Source organism: Mesorhizobium sp. M1334, from assembly GCF_040317995.1.
GTDB lineage: Bacteria > Pseudomonadota > Alphaproteobacteria > Rhizobiales > Rhizobiaceae > Mesorhizobium.
In genome coordinates this window covers 16,057-35,778 of sequence record NZ_JAMYLM010000012.1, presented here as the reverse complement: position 1 = coordinate 35,778, position 19,722 = coordinate 16,057, and the positions used below count along the sequence as shown (strand labels likewise).

The 19,722-nt window shown below is 63.2% G+C and carries 16 protein-coding genes; 8 read left to right on the top strand and 8 right to left on the bottom strand.

What is annotated here, in order from left to right; genetic code table 11:
• The first annotated feature begins 39 nt into the window (after positions 1 to 39).
• The 3 genes from NKH17_RS20200 (at position 40) to NKH17_RS20190 (ending at position 3,251) form a co-directional block, all read left to right on the top strand.
• Positions 40 to 1,518: a YcjX family GTP-binding protein gene (locus tag NKH17_RS20200; protein ID WP_352899036.1), complete on the top strand. Its 1,479-nt coding sequence runs from the start codon at positions 40 to 42 to the stop codon at positions 1,516 to 1,518.
• Positions 1,515 to 2,609, top strand: a complete 1,095-nt coding sequence (locus NKH17_RS20195) for a YcjF family protein (RefSeq protein ID WP_352478986.1) — start codon at positions 1,515 to 1,517, stop codon at positions 2,607 to 2,609. Before NKH17_RS20200 ends, NKH17_RS20195 begins: the two co-directional genes overlap by 4 nt.
• A gap of 87 nt (positions 2,610 to 2,696) precedes the next feature.
• On the top strand, positions 2,697 to 3,251 hold the full coding sequence (locus NKH17_RS20190) for a hypothetical protein (RefSeq protein WP_352899038.1): 555 nt from the start codon (positions 2,697 to 2,699) through the stop codon (positions 3,249 to 3,251).
• A 62-nt stretch (positions 3,252 to 3,313) separates the two neighbouring features.
• On the opposite strand, the gene NKH17_RS20185 is transcribed toward NKH17_RS20190, so the two are convergent.
• Positions 3,314 to 3,580 (bottom strand): hypothetical protein, encoded by a 267-nt coding sequence (locus NKH17_RS20185; protein WP_352478988.1) that lies wholly within the window; start codon positions 3,578 to 3,580, stop codon positions 3,314 to 3,316.
• Positions 3,581 to 3,800: 220 nt separating this feature from the next.
• Between NKH17_RS20185 and NKH17_RS20180 the strand changes: the two genes are divergently transcribed.
• Complete coding sequence (locus NKH17_RS20180) at positions 3,801 to 5,636, top strand: monovalent cation:proton antiporter-2 (CPA2) family protein (RefSeq protein WP_352899039.1); 1,836 nt, start codon at positions 3,801 to 3,803, stop codon at positions 5,634 to 5,636.
• Between the two features lie 17 nt (positions 5,637 to 5,653).
• Entirely contained in the window at positions 5,654 to 6,205 is a 552-nt protein-coding gene (locus NKH17_RS20175) for a DUF924 family protein (RefSeq protein ID WP_502901872.1), read from the top strand.
• Positions 6,206 to 6,229: 24 nt separating this feature from the next.
• Here NKH17_RS20175 and folK read toward each other — a convergent pair whose 3' ends face one another.
• The 3 genes from folK to folP are packed head-to-tail and all read right to left on the bottom strand — an operon-like array spanning position 6,230 to position 7,934.
• A complete protein-coding gene (folK, locus tag NKH17_RS20170; protein WP_352899042.1) occupies positions 6,230 to 6,742 on the bottom strand; it encodes a 2-amino-4-hydroxy-6-hydroxymethyldihydropteridine diphosphokinase in 513 nt (170 codons plus the stop codon).
• The gene (gene folB / locus NKH17_RS20165; RefSeq protein WP_023674838.1) at positions 6,726 to 7,085 is read right to left on the bottom strand and encodes a dihydroneopterin aldolase; all 360 of its coding nucleotides are present in this window, start codon (positions 7,083 to 7,085) and stop codon (positions 6,726 to 6,728) included. The genes folK and folB overlap by 17 nt, the downstream gene beginning before the upstream one ends.
• A 3-nt stretch (positions 7,086 to 7,088) precedes the next feature.
• The gene (gene folP, locus NKH17_RS20160; protein ID WP_352972115.1) at positions 7,089 to 7,934 is read right to left on the bottom strand and encodes a dihydropteroate synthase; all 846 of its coding nucleotides are present in this window, start codon (positions 7,932 to 7,934) and stop codon (positions 7,089 to 7,091) included.
• Positions 7,935 to 8,030: 96 nt separating this feature from the next.
• Here folP and NKH17_RS20155 point away from each other — a divergent pair, with 96 nt between their 5' ends.
• Together NKH17_RS20155 and NKH17_RS20150 are read left to right on the top strand one after the other, a co-directional pair.
• Positions 8,031 to 8,648 (top strand): DUF922 domain-containing Zn-dependent protease, encoded by a 618-nt coding sequence (locus NKH17_RS20155; RefSeq protein WP_352645545.1) that lies wholly within the window; start codon positions 8,031 to 8,033, stop codon positions 8,646 to 8,648.
• A gap of 210 nt (positions 8,649 to 8,858) precedes the next feature.
• Complete coding sequence (locus NKH17_RS20150) at positions 8,859 to 10,340, top strand: MDR family MFS transporter (RefSeq protein ID WP_352507856.1); 1,482 nt, start codon at positions 8,859 to 8,861, stop codon at positions 10,338 to 10,340.
• Positions 10,341 to 10,367: 27 nt separating this feature from the next.
• On the opposite strand, the gene NKH17_RS20145 is transcribed toward NKH17_RS20150, so the two are convergent.
• From NKH17_RS20145 to NKH17_RS20135, 3 genes are all read right to left on the bottom strand, one after another.
• The gene (locus NKH17_RS20145) at positions 10,368 to 11,396 is read right to left on the bottom strand and encodes an NAD(P)/FAD-dependent oxidoreductase (RefSeq protein WP_254817396.1); all 1,029 of its coding nucleotides are present in this window, start codon (positions 11,394 to 11,396) and stop codon (positions 10,368 to 10,370) included.
• 81 nt (positions 11,397 to 11,477) lie between these two features.
• Positions 11,478 to 11,798: a 2Fe-2S iron-sulfur cluster-binding protein gene (locus NKH17_RS20140; RefSeq protein WP_254817397.1), complete on the bottom strand. Its 321-nt coding sequence runs from the start codon at positions 11,796 to 11,798 to the stop codon at positions 11,478 to 11,480.
• Between the two features lie 97 nt (positions 11,799 to 11,895).
• Positions 11,896 to 12,264 (bottom strand): Hpt domain-containing protein, encoded by a 369-nt coding sequence (locus tag NKH17_RS20135; protein WP_352507889.1) that lies wholly within the window; start codon positions 12,262 to 12,264, stop codon positions 11,896 to 11,898.
• A gap of 286 nt (positions 12,265 to 12,550) precedes the next feature.
• Here NKH17_RS20135 and NKH17_RS20130 point away from each other — a divergent pair, with 286 nt between their 5' ends.
• Complete coding sequence (locus NKH17_RS20130) at positions 12,551 to 18,937, top strand: apolipoprotein A-IV repeat region-like domain-containing protein (RefSeq protein ID WP_352806956.1); 6,387 nt, start codon at positions 12,551 to 12,553, stop codon at positions 18,935 to 18,937.
• A 105-nt stretch (positions 18,938 to 19,042) separates the two neighbouring features.
• Here NKH17_RS20130 and NKH17_RS20125 read toward each other — a convergent pair whose 3' ends face one another.
• Positions 19,043 to 19,609: an ABC-type transport auxiliary lipoprotein family protein gene (locus NKH17_RS20125; protein ID WP_352807093.1), complete on the bottom strand. Its 567-nt coding sequence runs from the start codon at positions 19,607 to 19,609 to the stop codon at positions 19,043 to 19,045.
• Between the last annotated feature and the right edge of the window lie 113 nt (positions 19,610 to 19,722).

Here is a 19,722-nt window from a genome sequence, read left to right as displayed (position 1 = left end):
AAGCCTATATCGGAGCCTGACCGGCCCGCGAGAACAGATTTGGCATCATCGCTGACGACTTTTACCGACGAGGCCAAGATTGCCTTGGATACGTTGTCAGGCCGCGCTGCCGGGCTTTTCGCTCCGTCGCTGCGGCTTGGCGTGACCGGGCTGTCCCGCGCCGGCAAGACGGTGTTCATCTCGGCCCTTGTACACAATCTGGTCCATGGTGGACGCTTGCCGCTGTTTGAGGCACAAAAATCGGGGCGCATCGCCCGGGCTTTTCTCGAAGAGCAGCCGGACGACGCCGTACCACGCTTCCAGTACGAGGATCACATCGCGGCTCTTGTCGACGAGCGCGTCTGGCCGGATTCGACGCGTGCGATTTCCGAACTGAGGCTCACCATCGAATACGAATCGGCCTCTGGCTGGAGCCGCATGTTTTCCGCCGGCAAATTGTCGGTCGACATCGTCGATTATCCCGGCGAATGGCTGCTCGACCTGCCGCTGCTCGGCAAGTCCTACGCCGATTTTTCGCGTGAGGCCTTCGAGATGGCCGTGTTGCCGGTGCGTGTCGATCTTTCGCGGGAATGGCGGGCGCTCTCCAATCCGGTCGACCCCAACGCCGACGCCGACGAGATGACGGCGCGCCGTCTCGCCGAGAGCTTCGCCGCCTATCTCAAGGCCTGCAAGCTCGACGAGCGGGCGCTTTCGACCTTGCCGCCCGGCCGCTTTCTGATGCCCGGCGATCTTGAAGGCTCGCCCGCTCTCACCTTCGCGCCGCTGCCGAATCTGGGCGGCCGGCGCTCCCGCTCGGGATCGCTGCAGGCTATGATGGAACGGCGCTACGAGGCTTACAAGACGCATGTCGTTAAACCGTTCTTTCGCGAACACATCACGCGTCTCGACCGCCAGATCGTGCTCATCGACGCATTGCAGGCATTGAATGCCGGCCCCGGCGCGATGGCCGATCTGGAACGCGCGGTCACCGAAATCCTGTCCTGTTTCCGGCCCGGCCGGGGCAACTTCCTGACCGACCTGTTTTCGAGGCGCATCGACCGCATATTGGTGGCCGCGACCAAGGCCGACCACCTGCACCACGAAAGCCACGACCGCCTGCAGGCCATCGTGCGGCGGCTAGCCGACCGCGCCGTGGCGCGGGCGAATTTCACCGGCGCCGACGTCGACGTCGTCGCCATGGCGGCCATGCGCGCGACCCGTGAAGGCACGGTCAAGCAGGGCCGCGAGACTTTGCCGGTCATTATCGGCATGCCATTGCGTGGCGAAAAAATCAACGGCGAAACCTTTGACGGAAAGACCGAAACAGCCATATTTCCCGGTGACTTGCCGGAGAAAATTGATGCGTTGTTCGACGTTTCCGAATCGATCCGCCGGCAGAACAATGACGACCCCACGATCCGCTTCGTGCGCTTTCGCCCGCCGAAACTCGAGCGCACCGCCGAGGGCGTCACGCTGTCGCTGCCACATATCCGGCTCGACCGCGCGCTGCAGTTCCTGATCGGAGATCATCTCGCATGAGTGCGCCCCGCAGACCGGCGGCCTTTCGCATCGAGCCGGAGCCCCAGCAGAAGGAAGATTCCACGGCTCGCCATGCTGGGTCCGAGGCCGCGCCGGCGCGAAAGCCGCGTACCGTCAGGGCGGATCTGGCCGTGGTCACACCGGCGGAGATCGACGTCTTCGACGAGCCTGATATCGTCGCTGCCGAGCCGCCGCCGGCGATTGCGCCGCGAAAACGTTCGCTGCTTGGCAGCCTGTTCTTCGGCGCGCTGGGCGTTCTGGTTTCGCTCGCCGTCGGCCTCTGGACCGACCAGCTGATTCGCGACCTGTTCGAGCGCGCCGAGTGGCTGGGCTGGCTGGCCGCCGGCATGGCCGCGATCGCCATCCTGGCGCTTCTGATCATCCTCGTGCGCGAGTTCATGGCGATTGCCCGGCTTGCCGAGGTCGAAAAGTTGCAGAAGCGGGCGCTCGATGCGATTGCCCGTGACGATCCGAAGACCGCCCGAGCCGTGGTCGACGAGTTGTCGGTCTTTGTCTCGGCCAAACCCGAAACCGCGGCCGGCAGGCGCTCGCTGGCCGAATTGCGCGGCGAGATCATTGACGGCGGCAATCTGGTGCGCCTGGCCGAGACCGAGATCCTCGGCCCGCTCGACGCCCGCGCGAAGGTGATGATCCTCGAGGCGGCAAAGCGTGTGTCCCTGGTGACCGCGGTCAGCCCGCGCGCGCTGGTCGACGTCGCCTATGTCGTATTCGAAGCCGGCCGGCTGATTCGGCGGCTGTCGGAGCTCTATGGCGGCCGCCCGGGCACGCTCGGCTTCTTTCGCCTGGCGCGCAGCGTTCTCGCCCATCTCGCGGTCACCGGGTCGATCGCCGTCGGCGACAGTTTCGTCCAACAGATCGTCGGCCACGGCCTTGCGGCCCGGCTGTCGGCAAAGCTCGGCGAAGGCGTCGTCAACGGCATGATGACGGCGCGCATCGGCATTGCAGCGATGGAAACCGCAAGGCCCCTGCCCTTTTACGCGGTCAGGCGGCCTGGATTAGGCGATTTCCTCTCCGCGCTGACGTCCTTTGCAGCAAAAAAAGAAAAAGAAACATCCGTTTCCCGAACGTGACTATTGCCTTGGGGTGACAAAGCATTAACCAATCTTGTTCATGGTCGGAAGCGTCCAAACCAGTCTCTTTGTTGCCGGGTGTCGTCGATGAAAAGCGTTATTCTGTCCAGCGGGCTACCCGTGGCGCTCGCGCTTGTCGCAACCGTCGGCATTGCCGGAAAGGCTACGGGGGCGGAACCGGACAAGCAGTTCTTTCGATCGGTCGAAGGCAAATGGGTCGGCCCCGGAGAAATCGTCGCCGGCAAATACAAGGGCACGAAATTCACCTGCAGCTTCACCGGCTCGACGCCTGACGGCAAAGTCGGCATGTCGCTCGACGGCGGCTGCCGGGTCGGCATGTTCACACAGCAGATGTCGGCAACGATCGAGCACAAGGGCCGCCAGGGCTACAAGGGCAGCTTCATGGGCGGCGCCGCCGGGTCCGGCCTCGACATTATCGGTGGCAATGTCGTCGATGCGCACAAGGTGGTTTTCACCATCAATCGCAATCAGTTGCGCGGCGTAATGCAGGCGCTTGTCCCAGACGACAATTCGATGACGGTGACCGTTGCCGTGCGCGTCGACCAGCAACTAGTCCCGGTCATCGGGATGAAGTTGAAGCGGGTCGATGGGGTAGAAGTTGGCTCCATCGCTCCGAACTGAGTCTCGGGCATGAAAAAGGCGGCAGCCAAACGGCGCCGCCCTCTTTGACATGCAATGGGCGCTCAGCCTTTGATCGCCGCAGTCAGCTCGTCATAAGCCTTGCAGGCGTCAGCCGCTGTTGTGCCACCCGGATACTTGGTTGTGACCGCCTGGACCTTGGCTGTGAGATCGGCAGCCTTGGCCGGATCCTTGGTAATCGCAGCCTGAAGCGCTGCAGTCATGTCCTGAGCCTTCTTGGTCAGCATCTCGGTCGTGCACTCCGGTGCCTTGGAACAGGCGGAGCCGGCAAGTGCCGCGATACCAACGGCAACCAGCAAAAACGTCTTCATGTCAGTCATCTCCTCAAAAAGGGCCGCGACGTGATCGTCGCTCACCCTCCACTGGCCGAAGCCGGGCGTCCTTAGCCGGATCGCTGGAACAAGCAACGCCCGGAGGCCCATTATCCTGTGCAGTGCAATATCGCTTCCACGACGCACCGGATTCGCACTGTTCGATCCGCCCCGAAGCCCCTATCTTGGCCGCTTGTTGCAAGAGAGCGGAACGGCAGGCATGGCGGCAGAGGCATCGAACAGCGATCTGATCCAGGTGGTGGCGCTGCTTGCCGCCGGCGTCGTTGCGGTGCCGATCTTCAGGCGCATGGGACTTGGCTCCATCCTCGGCTATTTGACGGCCGGCGTCGTGATCGGCCCGTTTGGGCTGCGCATCTTTTCCGAATCGGAAGCCATTCTTCATGTCGCCGAACTCGGCGTCGTCATGTTCCTGTTCATCATCGGACTGGAGATGCAGCCGTCACGCCTGTGGGGCCTGCGCCGCGAGATCTTCGGGCTTGGCGCGCTGCAGGTCGGCGTCTGCGCGGTCCTGCTGACCGGCGTCGGGCTGGCGGGAGGTTTTCCGATCGCGCAATCCTTCGTCGCCGGCGCCGGTTTCGTGCTCACCTCGACGGCCATCGTCATGCAATTGCTGGAAGAACGCGGCGAACTGGCCACGCCAAAGGGCCAGCGCATCGTTTCGGTCCTGCTTTTGGAAGACCTGGCCATCGTGCCGCTGCTGGCGCTGATCGCCTTCCTCGCGCCGGGCGGCGCCGATATGAGCCTGTCGGATCGGTTGACGGAGGTCGGTATCGGCCTTGCCGCGATCGTCGGGCTGGTGCTTGCAGGACGCTATCTGCTCAATCCGTTCTTCCGTATCCTGGCGGATGCGCGCGCCCGCGAGGTGATGACCGCAGCCGCCCTTCTGGTCGTTCTCGGATCGGCGCTCGCCATGCAGCTTTCCGGCCTGTCGATGGCGATGGGCGCCTTCCTGGCCGGCGTACTCTTGTCGGAATCGACCTTCCGCCACCAGCTGGAGGCCGATATCGAACCGTTCCGCGGCATTCTGCTCGGGCTGTTCTTCCTCGCCGTCGGCATGTCACTTGACCTGCATGTGGTCGTCGTCAACTGGCAGCTCATTGCCATCTATGTCGCCGCCTACATGATGATGAAGGCGATCGGCATCTATATCGTCGCCCGCATTCTAAAAACCGGCCACCGGGAAGCGCTCGAGCGCGCGGTCTTCATGGCGCAAGGCGGCGAATTCGCCTTCGTCCTCTATTCCGCAGCGGCGGCAGTCGGGATCATCGATAGCCAGGCCAATGCGATGCTGACGGCTATCGTCATCATTTCCATGGTGCTGACGCCATTGGCAATCATAGCCCTGCGGTATCTGACGCCGCGCGACGAGCAGTCGCTTGAAGGCGTCGATGTCGCCAACGGCCTGACCGGCAGCGTGCTGATCATCGGCTTTGGCCGGTTCGGCCAGATCGCCAGCCAGCCGCTTTTGTTGCGCGGCATCGACGTATCGATCATCGACAATGAGGTCGAAATGATCCAGGCGGCAGCCGATTTCGGCTTCAAGGTCTATTATGGCGACGGCACGCGGCTGGACATCCTGCGTGCCGCGGGAGCCGGGCGGGCACGCGCAGTGCTGATCTGCGTCGACAAGCCCGATGCCGCCGTGCGCATCGCCGAACTGATCAAGGCGGAGTTTCCCTTGCTGACGGTGCTGGCACGGGCTTTCGACCGCGGTACGGCGTTGCAGCTCATTCGTGCCGGCGTCGACTATCAGCTCCGCGAGACCTTCGAATCGGCGCTTGTCTTCGGCGGCTCGACACTGGAAGCCCTTGGCGTCGACCCAGAAGAGGTCGCCGAGGTCATCGAGGATGTCCGTCGCCGCGACGCTGCCCGTTTCGAACTTCAGCTGGCCGAAGGCATCCGCGCCGGGCGACGCTTTCTCAAAGGCAATATTGGCACCCCCATTCCGACGCCGCTCAGCACGCCACGGCGCGCGGGCCAGGCGCTCAACGAAGAGACCGCCGGCGTGCTGCAGAAATCCGAACCGGCCGATTAAACCTTGGAATGACGCGAATGATGAACGAACTGGACGAGCGCGCTCTCTCCGTCACCAGATTCTGGCGCGACGCCGGGGAGGAGGCATGGTTCGAGAAAAACGACGCCTTTGATGCCGACTTCCGCACCCGGTTTTTCGATCTGCACTTCGCCGCCGCCGGCCGCGAATGCGACGGCTGGTCCGAACACGCCGAAGGGTCTCTGGCACTGATGATCCTCCTCGACCAGTTTCCGCGAAACTGCTTTCGCGGCACCGGCCACATGTACGCCACGGACCCGCTGGCGCGGCATTTCGCCGGGAAGGCGATCGCTGCCGGCCATGACCTGGCGCTCGACGAAGAGCTCCGCGTTTTTCTCTATCTGCCCTATGAGCATTCGGAGGACCTCGCCGATCAGCTCAAATCGGTGGAGCTTACCGCCGCCAAGGCTCCGTCCTACCTGAAATATGCGATCGAGCATCGCGACATCATCCAGCGCTTCGGCCGTTTTCCGCACCGAAACAGGATGCTTGGCCGCGAGACGACACCGGACGAACAAATGTTCCTAGACGGAGGTGGGTTTTCCGGCTGATTTCGGGCACCGGTGGCGGCAGCCTCAGGCCTTCCACCAATCCCGGCCTGACGGCAGCCGTTCAATGCCCGATGTGTCGACGGCGGCCAGCCGCTCCGACACGCTCTTGCTGTCGACCACGAGCTCCGGCGCAATTTCTGCCAGCGGTGCCAGCACGAAGGCGCGCTCCAGCATGCGCGGATGCGGCACCTCCAGCCCGGTCTCGTGGATAACGCGGTCGCCGAACACCAGAATGTCGATATCGATCAGGCGCGGCCCCCAGCGCTCCTCGCGCACTCGCTTCAGTTTTCGCTCGGCATCAAGGCAGAGGTCCAGCAACTCTCGCGGTGCGAGCGCGGTCGAGATTTCGGCCGCCGCATTGAGGAAATCCGGCTGATCGAGCTTGCCCCAGGGCGGCGTGCGGTAGAGCGACGAAACGGCAACGACGCGCGTGCTCTCGTCGGCATCCAGAATGCCCAGTGCCGCAGCCATCGACCTCGCCGGGTCACCGAGATTGCCGCCGAGACTGAGATAGACGGTATTATTCTGGCCAGACAACGGTCACCTCGACATGATCGAGCACACCCGGCACCGGGGCATTCGGCTTGCGCACGGTGATCTCGGCCTTTTTTATCTGCGGAAACCGCGCCGTCAGCGCCCTCGCCACTTCGAGCGCCAGCGCTTCGATCAGAAAGCGCCGCTCGCCTGTAATGATCTTCTCGATGACCGCAAAAGCGATGCCGTAATTGACGGTGTCCTCGATGGAATCCTCGACCAGCGCCCGCCCGGGATCCACCGTGAGTGCCGCATCGACATAAAAGCGCTGGCCGAGCGTCTCTTCTTCGTCCAGCACACCGTGCCGAGCGAAGAAGGCGCAGTTTTTCATGCGGATGACATACATGGCTCAGCTTTCCCCGATCTCACGCGCCAGCATAGCATCGGCAATGGCCAACACATCCACGTTGATTGCGACATCGTGGACGCGAAAAAGATGCGCGCCTTTGAGCCTCAGGATGACGCTGGTGGCCGCGGTTCCGGCGCCCCTTGCGGCTGCATCGCGGCCGATGACGGTGCCGATAAAGCGCTTTCGCGATGTGCCGGCCATCAGTGGAAAACCCAGCGCACGAAGCTCGGAAAACCGTGCCATCAGGTCAAGATTTTCGGCGGCCGTCTCCTTGGCGAAGCCGAAGCCCGGGTCGAGCACGATATGGTCGTCGGCAACACCGCTCCGTCGCGCAACTTCCAGCGACTTCCTGAGGAAGAAGAGCTGATCGGCAATCACGTCGGGCAGTTTCTGTCGATCCCGTCCCGTGTGCATGATGACAAGCCCGGCGCCGGTTTCGGCCGCGACGCGGGCAATGCCCGGTTCGCGCTGCAGGCCCCAGACGTCATTGACGATATGTGCGCCGGCCTGGACGGCGAGCCGGGCCGTATCCTCGCGATAGGTATCGACCGAGATCAGCGTTCCGCCAGACGTCGCGAGCGCCTCGATGACCGGCAATATGCGAGCCTGCTCTTCCTTTGCGGAGATCGCAGACGCCCCGGGACGTGTCGATTCTCCGCCGATGTCGATGACGGAGGCCCCCTCCCCGACCATGCGGCGCGCCTGGTCAACTGCTCTTTCAGGCGCATCGAACAGGCCGCCGTCGGAAAAACTGTCCGGCGTGATGTTGAGGATGCCGACGACCACGGCCTTGCCACCAATGTCGAGATGGCGTCCGTGGGCTAACTGCCATCGCCCTGTCATCATTGCCCATCAACCATGTCCGATCCCGCGGCGTGGCCGGGGATCAATTCCGTTGCGCCGGAGACGGCGGTAAAGCAAGGTGGGCAAAGAGGCAACACGATGAAACGATCCTTCCTTTGCGCCCTGATGCTCGCCCTGACCGCATTCCCGGCCAGCGCTGCAACTCTCGTCAAGACATATAGTTATTTCCCGATCGGCGGCAGGACGCTCGACGACATCGAGACCCAGCTGTCGAAACTCGGGCCTCAGGTGAAAAGCACCGGGTCGCGGCATCCAGGCGCTACCCAGATGGCGTTCACCACCCGCGTCAGCTATGCGCAAAAGCCGGGCTCGTGCTGGATTGCCGACGCTGTCGTCACCGTCAAGGTCAAGGTGATCCTTCCGCAGTGGCGCCGCCCGCGCAAAGCCGATGCAGGCGTCAGGCTGTTCTGGGATACGTTGTCCGCCGACATCAAGCGCCATGAGGAACGCCACGTCGAGATTGCCAAGAACCATGGCCGCGAACTCGAAGACGCCTTGAAGGCGAGCTACCCGGAAAAGACCTGCGAACTGGCCAAGGCCAAGGCCGCAAAAATAACGGCGGCCATGCTCGCCAAGCACGACCAGGAGCAGATGCGCTTCGATCGTGTGGAAAGCGTCAATTTCCAAAGCCGCATCCTGCGGCTCTTGAATTACCGCATCGAGCGCATTGAGAACGGCCGACTCGCTCCCGGCTGAACTCCGCGTCGTCGGACAAAGCCAATTTTGCCGAAACATGGTGCCAGCTTCGAAAAACTTTCGAGCCGCTGTCGAAATCGGCCTATAGCGAACGACATATATCGAGTTCGCAGGGCTCATCTCAAAGGCACGAGAACACGGCCAATCTGTACACTCGACGCAGTCCAGCGCCTCGCGGACGTGCACCCAAGCGTAATGGGATGAATGGATATGGACCAGGCTATCGACAAGCAAGCGATGGTGGAAACCAGCACGCCGCTGACCGAAACCGAGAAAAACGCCATCATCGGCGGCGTGCTTTTGTCGATGCTGCTGGCAGCGCTCGACCAGACCATCGTCGCGCCGGCGATGCCGACGATGGCACGTCTGCTCGGGCATGCCGAGTATCTGCCGTGGATCGTGACCGGCTATCTTCTGACCGCGACCGCCGTGGCGCCGCTCTACGGCAAGATCTCCGACATTTATGGTCGCCGGCCGACCGTCTATGCTGCAATCCTGATCTTTCTCGCCGGCTCGCTGGTCAGCGCCACCGCCCCCAACATGCTGGTCCTGGTTGTCGGCCGGGCGATCCAGGGCGCCGGCGGCGGCGGGCTGTTCGCCCTGACGCAGACCGTGATCGGCGACCTCGTGCCGCCGCGCGAGCGGGCTCGCTACGCCGCCTGGATCTCGGGCACCTGGGCCGTCGCCAGCATCGCCGGGCCGCTGCTCGGCGGCACCTTCGCCGAACATCTGCATTGGTCGCTGATCTTCTGGATCAACATTCCGCTCGGCCTGCTGGCGATGGCGATCATCAACAACCCGCTCAAGAAGCTGCCGATCGCCGCAAAACATCACCGCATCGACGGCCTCGGCGCGCTGCTTCTGGTCGCGGCCACCTCGCTGCTGCTGCTTGCCTTGAACTGGGGCGGCAGCGAGTATCCCTGGCTGTCGCCTGAAATCCTTGGACTGCTCTTCTGCTCAGCGGTGTTCTGGAGCGCGTTCGCGCTGAGGCTGCTGCGTGCGGCCGAACCGCTGATCTCGCTCGAAGTGCTCGGCAATCCGATCGTTCTCGCCGGGACGCTGTCGATGTTCCTGCTGCAGGCCGCCAATGTCGGCTTGTCGGTCTATCTGCCGGTCTACCTGCAATCGGTCGTCGGCCTGTCGGTCAGCGAATCGGGCACCGCGTTGCTTGGGCTGATGCTCGGCACGGTGGCCGGTGCGACCTTCAGCGCGCGAATGATCCCGCGCTTTTTCCACTATAAACGCATTGCCATGATCGGAACGGTTTTCTCGATCCTGTGCCTCGGCGTGCTCAGCCTGGTCGCCGGGCATGCCTCACTGTTGCTCGTCGAGGTGTTGACGACCTGCGTAGGCCTGGGCACAGGCACGACCTTTCCGGTTGCCACTGTCTCGGTCCAGAACGCCGTCGATCGTATGCACCTTGGCGTGGCGACCGGCGTTCTCACCTTCCTCCGCTCGCTGGGCAGTGCGCTTGGCGTCGCCATGCTTGGTGCCGTCGCCCTTGGCTACGGCCTGCCGCTGGCCAGCGAAGGCACGCAGCCGGCCGGCCATGTTGCCTCGGCCATGCCGTTCGTGATGATCTTTCTTGCAGCGGCCGCAACCTTGCTGTTGTCGTTCATCACGCTCTGGTTGATGCCGGAAAAAACGCTTCGCGGCCACGCCGAGGCTGTGGCCCCAGCGTTGGCGGAGTAGACCGGCCCCACGAAAATACAGCGAGGTTCAGTCGACCACGCCGAGCTTCTTCTGCAAGCTGGTCGACGAGGTCGTATACTGGAACACAATGCGCTCGCCGGGGCTGACGATGCGCTTGGCTGCTTGCGCCATCAAAGCGACCTCATGGAAGCCTGACAGGATCAGCTTCAACTTGCCGGGATACCAGTTGATGTCGCCTACGGCGAAGATGCCAGGCACCGACGTCTGGAATTTTTCGGTGTCGACCGGGATCAGGTTCTCGTGGAGATTGAGGCCCCATTCGGCGATTGGGCCGAGCTTCATCGTCAGGCCGAAGAATGGCAGCATCCGCGTACACGGTACTTCGATATCGCCCTCCGGTCCCTTGATGATGGCGGAGGCGAGCTGGCCGTCGGCGCCGGTCAGGCCAGTCACCTGTCCAACCTGGAATTCCAGCTGCTTCATCTCCTGCATGGCATACATCTTGTTGACGCTGTCGGGCGCTGCACGGAATTCGGGCCGCCGGTGCACCAGTGTCACGCTCTTGGCCACCGGCTGCAGATTCAGCGTCCAGTCGAGCGCCGAATCGCCGCCGCCGACGATGACGAGGTCATGGCCGCGAAAGTCCTCCATCCGGCGCACCGAGTAGAACACGCTCTTGCCTTCATAGGGTTCGATGCCCGGGATCGGCGGCCGCTTCGGCTGGAAAGAGCCGCCGCCAGCGGCGATCACGACGATTTTGGCTTCGAACACCTCGTTTTCGTCGGTAGTGACGCGGAAGCTGCCGTCCTCCAGTCTTTCCAGGCCCGAAACCATGCGGTTATAGGTGAATTCGGGCTTGAACGGCGCGATCTGCTCAAGCAGCTTGTCGACCAGACCTTGCGCCGAGATTGAGGGCCAGCCCGGAATGTCGTAGATCGGCTTTTCCGGGTAGAGTTCGGCGCACTGCCCGCCGGGCCGGTCGAGTATGTCGATCAGATGGCACTTCATGTCGAAGAGGCCGAGCTCGAATACCGCAAACAGACCGACAGGCCCTGCCCCGACAATGAGTACGTCTGTCTTGATGATAGCGGTCATGAAGCATGCGCCTTTATGGGAAACGGCGCGACACTGCATGACCATTGGTCCGCTGCCAAGCGGCAGCGGCAAAAATCGGCTTCAGCCCTGGCGGGCCGGCACGCGCACGACCAGCCCGTCGAGGGCGTCGCGCACCTTGATCTGGCATGACAGCCGCGAATTCGGCTGGACGTCGTAGGCGAAATCCAGCATGTCCTCTTCCATGGCTTCCGGCTCGCCGACCTCCGCCGTCCAGGCTTCGTCGACATAAACATGGCAGGTCGCGCAGGCGCAGGCGCCGCCGCATTCCGCTTCTATTCCCGGCACCGCATTGCGGATCGCATTTTCCATGACGGTCGAGCCGTTTTCGGCATCCACGTCAAAACGCGTGCCGTCATGGGCGATGAAGGTCAGCTTGGTCATTTGTCACCTGAAGGGAGTCTGAGCCGACATAATCACTCTGCCGGACAAGTCAACTGCGGCGCCAAAGCGCCGCTGTGTGGCGTTTCGGGAATAAGTGCTATCGGCTGATGGCGGCGACGAAGTCGCGCACTTCTTCGATCAGCGAGCCAAGCCGCTTCAGCGTGCCGGCGTCTTCGGGCCGGCATTCGATCGCACTGGCGCAATCGGCGATGGCGAAGGCGCCGACCCCGCGCGCCGAGCCTTTGAGCCCGTGTGCCAATAGCAGCCGCTGCCCGACATCCGCATCGACGATCTTGTCGCGCACCGACAGCGCCTGCTGCACGAACAGAGCCAGCACCTCCTGCTCGAGGCTCCGATCGCCCATCGTCTGGCGCGCAAGATGCGCCAGGTCGATCGGCCGCGCCCCGGCTGTCCCCGACACATCGCCGCCGGGCATCGAGAAGGCAATGCCGTTTTCGCCACGTATCACTTTGAGACTCCGTTCTTCGACCGCCGCAAAAACTAGGCGTATCCGGTGGACAACGGGTTAATGATTGGCCCCGAAAAATGTCGCGATAACGGCGCCGGAATCACGGCTGTGTTAACCTTATATTTAAAGTTTTACGTATCGGGCGGAATGCATGTTTTCTTTACCCGGCTGTGTCATTACGATACGACAGGGTCCATTTTCAGCCTCCTGCGCGGGACACGCTAGGCAGAATCAATAAGCAGAACCATAAGTCCCGCCGCAGCTTGTACAGGGTAGCGAAGGCATGGCGAAGAAACCAACGACGACAAGAACGCTCGACAGCGACGTAGCCAGAGAACTCGAAAAGGCACTCGATATCGACCTGAGCGGCGATGCCGGCGGCGACTTCGACATGGCGGCATCCATGGAAGATCTGGAAGCGCAAATATCGCAAGCCGCCGACGAGCTGGCGCGCGAAGGTCGCAGCCAGAACGAACCGCCTGCCCCGGACCAGACCCAGAGCGCGGCACAAGCCGCCAATCAAAGCCAGAACGCAAATTCCGCGCCAAAGGCCAAGCCGGCTGAGTTGCGTCCTGTCGCAACGCGCAATGGCTCGCAGCCGGCAGCTTTCTCGCCGGCCAACGACGATCGTCAAAAAGACTATAAAACGCTCCTGCACACCCTCAATCGGCGCGCCTCGAACACGATCTATTGGGTCGTGGCTTTCGTTTCGCTGGCCTGGATCGCCGGCGCTGGCGGCCTTGCGAACCTGTTGTTCGGACCTGGCATCTGGAACATCCGCACCTTCGATCAGTTTTTCGCCCGTCCCGAGCTGATCGGCCTGGCGGTCGCGGCAATCGTGCCTGTCATCCTGTTCTGGGCATTCGCAGTGATGATCCGCCGCGCTCAGGAGATGCGCCTTGCCGCGCAGTCGATGACCGAGGTGGCCTTCCGTCTGGCCGAGCCGGAAAATCTTGCCCAGGATCGCGTCATGATGATCGGCCAAGCGGTTCGCCGCGAGGTGGCAGCCATGGGCGAAGGCATCGAACGCACGCTTGCGCGTGCCGTCGAGCTCGAAACGCTGGTTCACAGCGAGGTGAACCAGATCGAGCGCTCCTATTCAGAGAACGAGTCCCGCATCCGCTCGCTGGTCGATGGGCTGGGCAGCGAGCGCGAAGCAGTCGTCACCCATGCCGAGCGCGTGCGCGCCTCGATCACCGGCGCCCACGAGACACTGAAAGACGAGATCAACGCCGCCAGCGATATCATTCGCGACAGCATTCTCAACGCCTCGACCAAGCTGTCGATGACGATCAACGAATCCGGCGACACGCTGATCGACAGGATCAACGGAAGCTCGATGTCGATCTTCGATTCGGTGGAAGGCCGGCTCGAATCGATCACCGATCGCCTGTCGACGTCGGGCGAGGCCTTCGCCAGCCTGCTCGACACCCGCATCGCCAAGCTGACGGACACCACCGATGGCCTGACGCGGTCGCTGACCGACCTGCTCGACGACCGCACGAGCGGCATGGTGTCGCTGCTCGGCGGCGCCGCCCGCACACTCAATTCGGAATTCGAAGCCAGCCTCAACGGCATCGAGCGGACGCTTGCCGAACGTGGCCAGGCGCTGATCAGCGAGTTCCAGACCCGCGCCGAGGCGCTCGACACCGGCACGCAGAAGCTCAACGCCGCGCTGGAGGCTCGCGCACGCCAGATCAACGAGACGCTGGTCGAGCGCGCGCGCGAAATCGCCCACACCTTCCAGGATAGCAAGGAGACGCTGTCGGCAATGATCGATCAGGGCAAGACCCAGATCGGTGCCGACATGGCCGACATCATTTCATCGACCTCGACCATGCTTGAAGCCCGCGCCGGCGATTTCGCCGGGCGCATGGAAGCGGCACGCCATGTCGTATCGCGTTCGTTCGACACGGACATCGAGCGGCTTGCCGATGCTCGCGCCGGCATAGAGGAAGCCGTCGAAAACCATAGCCGCAAGCTTTCCGAAAGCCGCGACCGGATGGCGGCGGCAATGCAGGCCGATTTGGCGAAGTTCGCCGAGGGTCGCGCCGAAATCGACGCAGCGGTGGCCAACCAGGTGCAGAAGCTTGCCGAAGGCCGCAGCCTTATCTCGCGCGCCCTTGAGGAGGATCTGCGCAAGGTCAACGAATCGCGCGCAGCGATCGACGCTTCACTGGGCAGCCATCTCGAAAGCCTTGAAGAGGGTCGCAACAGGCTGGCCCAGGCCCTGAACGAAGACTCCGGAAAACTCGTGCAAGCTCGTACGATAATTGATGAAATGGTTGCCGGGCACGTCGGCAAGCTCGCCGAAGGCCGCAGCATCCTTTCGCGCGCGCTCGAGGCCGACCTCGGCAAGTTGGCAGAGAGCCGCGCCGCCATCGACGGCCTCGTCGCCGGTCAGGTCGAAAAGATCGCCGAGGGTCGCGCCATACTCGCCAGTGCGCTGGAAGCCGACATCGCCGGCATCAATGGCCTCATCGAGGCGCATTCGGCGAAATTGGCGCAAGACCGCAGCGGTCTTTCCCAGTCACTCGATAACGACCTCTCCGACATCAGGAGTCTGATCGCTGATCATTCCGGCAGGCTCGCCGATGACCGCAGCCTGCTTTCGAAGACGCTTGAGGACGATCTTGCCAAGCTGGCCGAAAGCCGGTCGAGCATCGATGGGCTGGTTGCCGGCCAGGTCGAGAAGCTGGCGGAAGGCCGCGATATCCTCAAGCGCGCGCTTGAATCGGACCTGAACGCTATCAAGGGCGTCATCGCCAGCCAGTCTGAAAAGCTGGCGGAAGACCGTGGCCAGTTGTCACGGGCGCTGGAGAGCGACCTGGAGGCTGTGCGGGGCGTTGTCTCCGATCACATGAACAAGCTTGCCGAAGACCGTTCGACGCTTTCGAAGGCGCTCGAGGACGATCTCGCCAAGTTGGCCGAAAGCCGCTCGAGCATCGATGTGATGGTTGCCGGCCAGGTCGAGAAACTGGCGGAGGGCCGCGACATCCTCAAGCGAGCGCTCGAAGCCGATCTGAGCACTGTCAAGGGCGTCATCGCCAGCCAGTCCGAAAAGCTGGCGGAAGACCGTGGTCAGCTGTCGCGGGCACTGGAGACCGATCTCGAGACCGTGCGGGGCGTCGTCTCCGAACATATGAACAAGCTTACCGAAGAGCGTTCGGCCCTCTCGAAAGCGCTCGAGGACGATCTTGCCAGGCTGGCAGAGAGCCGTTCGAGCATCGACGGGCTGGTCGCCGGCCAGGTCGAGAAGCTGGCCGAGGGTCGCGACATCCTCAAGCGCGCCTTGGAAGACGATCTTGCCAAGCTGGCCGAAAGCCGCTCGAGCATCGACGGACTGGTTTCCGGCCAGGTCGAGAAACTGGCCGAAGGCCGCGATATCCTCAAGCGCGCCTTGGAGGCCGATCTCAACACGATCAGGGGCGCCATCGCCGATCAGTCGCAGCTATTGACCGATAATCGCGCGCAGTTTTCGCGTGCGTTGGAAGCCGATCTCGGCAACGTCAACAGCCTTGTCGCAACCCACGCAGAGAAGCTCGTCCAGGACCGCTCGACCCTGTCGAAGGCGCTCGAGGACGATCTCGCCAAGCTGGCCGAAAGCCGTTCGAGCATCGATGGGCTGGTTGCCGGCCAGGTCGAGAAACTGGCGGAAGGCCGCGACATCCTCAGGCGAGCGTTGGAAGCCGACCTGGAGAGGCTTGCAATGAGCCGCAGCGAGGTCGACGAGATCGTCGCCGGTCATGTCGGCAAGCTGAGCGAGGGCCGCGACATGCTGACCCGCGCATTGCAGGACGATCTCTCCAGGCTCGCCGAAACGCGCAAGGATGTCGACCGTTCGCTGTCCGGCCATATCGACCAGATCGCTGCCAGGAGCACCGACATCTCCGATGCAATCGCTGCCGACGTAGAAAAGATCGAGCAGGCGTTCAGCCGGCAGACAGGCATCATCGAGGAGCGCGCCAGCACCATGGAGCGGGCGCTGTCGACGGGTGTCGACAACGTTCGCAGTGTGCTCGAAAAAAGCGCGGTCTTCGTCGCCGGGGCGCTGCGTGAGAAGGTCCTGGAAGTCACGAGCGCGCTGCATGAGCAGGCGGGCGCGGCATTCAGCGATGCCGACCGCAAGATCGCTGAGCGCGCCGAGCAGACCTCCGCTGCCCTGCTCGCCAGGGCGGAGGACATCGCCCGCACCTTTGAAGAGGCGGATCGTCGCCTTGCCGCGCGCGCCGAGGATACGTCGAGCGCACTGATTGCCCGCGTCGACGACACGTCGAACACCCTGCTCGCGCGCGCCCAGGAAACGGCCGATCAGCTGGCAGCCAGAGCAAGTGAGATTGCCGGCACCTTCGACGCGGCGGACCACAGGCTGGTCTCTCGCGCCATCGAAACGGCCCAGTCGCTGGCGGCACGTGCCGGCGACATCCTGCGCAATTTCGAAACGGCCGACGAGCGGCTGGGCGTGCGCATCGGCGAATCCGCCGAAGCGCTCGCGGCACGCGCGTCGGATCTGGGTCGCATTTTCGATGCCGCCGACCAGCAACTTATTTCGCGCATTGCCGAAGGCTCCGAAGCACTTTCGGCCCGTGCGGCTGAGATCGGCCGCATCTTCGAGGAGGCGGATCATCGCCTGGTATCCCGTATCGCCGACAGCAGCACCGCCATCGGCGAACATGCCGACACCATTGTCGGCGCCTTCACCAGCACCGAGCAGCGGGTTGCCGAGCGCGCCAGGCAGACTGGCCAGGAACTCGCCGTCCATGCGCGTGAAATCGAGCAGGTGCTTGCCGGCGCCGACCAACGCCTGGCATCGAGTGCGGCTGCCACAGCGGCCCGCGTCGAGGAGCAGGTCGCCGGCGTCGAGAACCGCCTCGCCTACTCCGCCGAGACAATGGGCCAAAAGCTCAACGAGCAGGTTGCGAACGCCGAGGCGCAGTTGGTCTCGCGTGCCAACACGATCGCCGAAACCTTCACCGCGGTCGGCCAGCATATCGGCCAGAGCACCAATGACGCTGCAAAGACCATCGGTGCCAATACTCGCGAGCTCAATACGATGCTTGCGGCACGTTCGGCTGAAATATCGAAAATCCTGGACGAGACGGCACGGCCTCTGGTCGAGCGCTTTGCCCAGGGCGGCTCCGAGCTGCAAAAGAGCATGGAAGAGGTCACAGAACGTGCGACCGAGAAGCTGCGCACTCAAAACGCCGCCCTCGTCGACGCCCTCGCCAGCCGCACGGCCGAAACCCTGTCGGCCGTCGAAGGCGCGCGCTCGACGCTTGCCGACAGCGTTGCCGACCTCATCGGCCGCATGACCACCTCCAGCTCGCAGCTCGGTCAATTGATCGAGCAGGCGGCGGGCAATCTCGGCCAGGTTGAAGAACGCCTGACCGGGAGCACGCAAAGCTTCGCAGCGACCACGGAAAAGACCGCGCAGACCTTCGCCAGTTCGGCGCGCCTGGTCGATTCGAACACGACGCGGCTCACCGAGCTGTCGTCCTCGACCTTGCGCGAGGTTGCTTCTATCGCCACCAAGTTCGACGAGCACAGCCGGTTGCTTTCCAGTGCCTCGGACCTGTTGAGCTCGGCCCAGAGCAATCTCGAGCACACGCTCGAAAGGCAATCGTCGCTGGAGGACCTCGCCGTCGGCCTTGTCAAGAAATCGGAAGATCTCGAAAGGGTCATGCGCTCGTTCGAGAATCTGGTCGGCCAAACGCTGCAGAACGCCGAAGGCAAGACGCTGGAATCCGCCGACAAGATCCGTACCGCGATTTCCGAAGTGGTCGATTCGGCCACCAAGCGCTTTGCCGATGCGACCGAAGAGATGCGGCGTACCGCCGGCTCGATCAAGAGCGAGCTCGACCTCACCCGCGCCGAGCTCAAGAAAGGCGTCATCGAGATGCCGGAAGAAGCAAAGGAATCGACCACGGCTATCCGCCGTGCCGTTTCAGAGCAGATCAACGCGCTGAAGGAACTTTCTGAAATCGTTGCGAAATCTGGCCGTAGCGCCGACAGTTCGGAACAGCGCAACCTGCGTCCGGCGCCGCAAGCGCCTGCCGCACGCGCCGCTGAGCCGCCACGTCGCCCGGCTCCGGCTCCAGAACAGCGCCGTCCCCCGCAGGCGCCTTCGGGCGAGGCGGCGCTGCGCGGCACGCTCGACCTCGAACGTCCCGCAGACCAAGCGCCACGCCAGCGCGACCCCAACGGCCGCACGCCGCAAGGCGGCTGGGTGCGCGACCTCCTGACCGGTGCATCGCGCGAAGACGACGCCAAGCCGGCGGCGCCCGCCGAAGCGCCGCGCCCTGCTCCCGCTGCGCGTTCGCCGCTTCATGTCGTGGAATCGCTGAACTCACTCTCGGTCGATATCGCGCGCGCCATCGATCACGATGCCTCGATCGAGCTGTGGAACCGCTACCGGCGCGGCGAGCGCGACGTCTTCACGCGCCGACTTTACACGCTGAAGGGCCAGCAGACGTTCGACGAGATCCGCCGCAAATATCAGTCGGAGGCGGAGTTCCGAGCTGCTGTCGATCGTTACTGCGACGATTTCGAAAAGCTGCTCAAGGACGTGTCGCGCAACGACCGCGACAACATCATGGCACAGACCTACCTGACCTCGGATACCGGCAAGGTCTACACGATGCTGGCACACGCCAGCGGCCGCCTTCACTAGAGCGGGCGATAGAGAATAAACGAAAAGGCGGGATTTCCCGCCTTTTTCATGCCGTACTGAATTCCATTGGCGCTGTAGAGTGCCGTGCCAGCAGTTCCGGCCGCGTCAGATCACAGTGTCGGTCCAGCGGACGATTTGCCCGGCCGCATCGCCGAACGCGGCATCGAGCGCGCCGACATAGGCCTGGTTGCCATTGCCCGAAACGGGCGCGATGGCGCTAAACGTCTTCGAAGCGCGCACTTCACCGTTGCGGTCGTTCAACAGGCGCACGAACAGCTCGACCTCGGCATGTTCGCCGCCATCGACACGCACCTCGAACGAGCGGATCTCGACGATCACCTGATAGTCGATCGCCAGCCCCTCGCCTGGCTTGCCGACGCCGGTGAAGCTGCCCGAGCGCTGGAACGTCTCTGCCAGCCGCGCCTGTACGATCATCGGCAGCCGGTCGGCCCATTGCGCGCCCTTGAGATACTGGATCGATCGCGGTGATGGCTTGATGACGATGTTCTGGCTATCCAGCGCCTTGAGCGCCGAAGGCTGGGCGATGAGTATCTGGCGCCGGCTGCGGGCACGCGCTTGCAGCGACGGCGCCGAAAGCTCGAACGTATCCAGCGGCGCCGGTCTGCCGCCCGGCAAGGCTGCGCAGCTTGCAAGCGAAAGCGCCAGCAACATCGCCCCGACCTTAGACCCGCCCGATGTGATGCTGCCTGAACTGATCGACTTCAAACGCGATCCCCCCCGGATCGTGGAAACAATGCGCATCTGCCAGCTATGTTCTTGCGGTG

Bases quoted from the DNA above. Each gene is read 5' to 3' on its own strand.
- NKH17_RS20195 (WP_352478986.1), top strand. From the start codon at position 1,515: ATGAGTGCGCCCCGCAGACCGGCGGCCTTTCGCATCGAGCCGGAGCCC.
- NKH17_RS20190 (WP_352899038.1), top strand. From the start codon at position 2,697: ATGAAAAGCGTTATTCTGTCCAGCGGGCTACCCGTGGCGCTCGCGCTT.
- NKH17_RS20185 (WP_352478988.1), bottom strand. From the start codon at position 3,580: ATGAAGACGTTTTTGCTGGTTGCCGTTGGTATCGCGGCACTTGCCGGC.
- NKH17_RS20180 (WP_352899039.1), top strand. From the start codon at position 3,801: ATGGCGGCAGAGGCATCGAACAGCGATCTGATCCAGGTGGTGGCGCTG.
- NKH17_RS20175 (WP_502901872.1), top strand. From the start codon at position 5,654: ATGATGAACGAACTGGACGAGCGCGCTCTCTCCGTCACCAGATTCTGG.
- folB (WP_023674838.1), bottom strand. From the start codon at position 7,085: ATGTATGTCATCCGCATGAAAAACTGCGCCTTCTTCGCTCGGCACGGT.
- folP (WP_352972115.1), bottom strand. From the start codon at position 7,934: ATGATGACAGGGCGATGGCAGTTAGCCCACGGACGCCATCTCGACATT.
- NKH17_RS20155 (WP_352645545.1), top strand. From the start codon at position 8,031: ATGAAACGATCCTTCCTTTGCGCCCTGATGCTCGCCCTGACCGCATTC.
- NKH17_RS20150 (WP_352507856.1), top strand. From the start codon at position 8,859: ATGGACCAGGCTATCGACAAGCAAGCGATGGTGGAAACCAGCACGCCG.
- NKH17_RS20145 (WP_254817396.1), bottom strand. From the start codon at position 11,396: ATGACCGCTATCATCAAGACAGACGTACTCATTGTCGGGGCAGGGCCT.
- NKH17_RS20140 (WP_254817397.1), bottom strand. From the start codon at position 11,798: ATGACCAAGCTGACCTTCATCGCCCATGACGGCACGCGTTTTGACGTG.
- NKH17_RS20130 (WP_352806956.1), top strand. From the start codon at position 12,551: ATGGCGAAGAAACCAACGACGACAAGAACGCTCGACAGCGACGTAGCC.
- NKH17_RS20125 (WP_352807093.1), bottom strand. From the start codon at position 19,609: ATGTTGCTGGCGCTTTCGCTTGCAAGCTGCGCAGCCTTGCCGGGCGGC.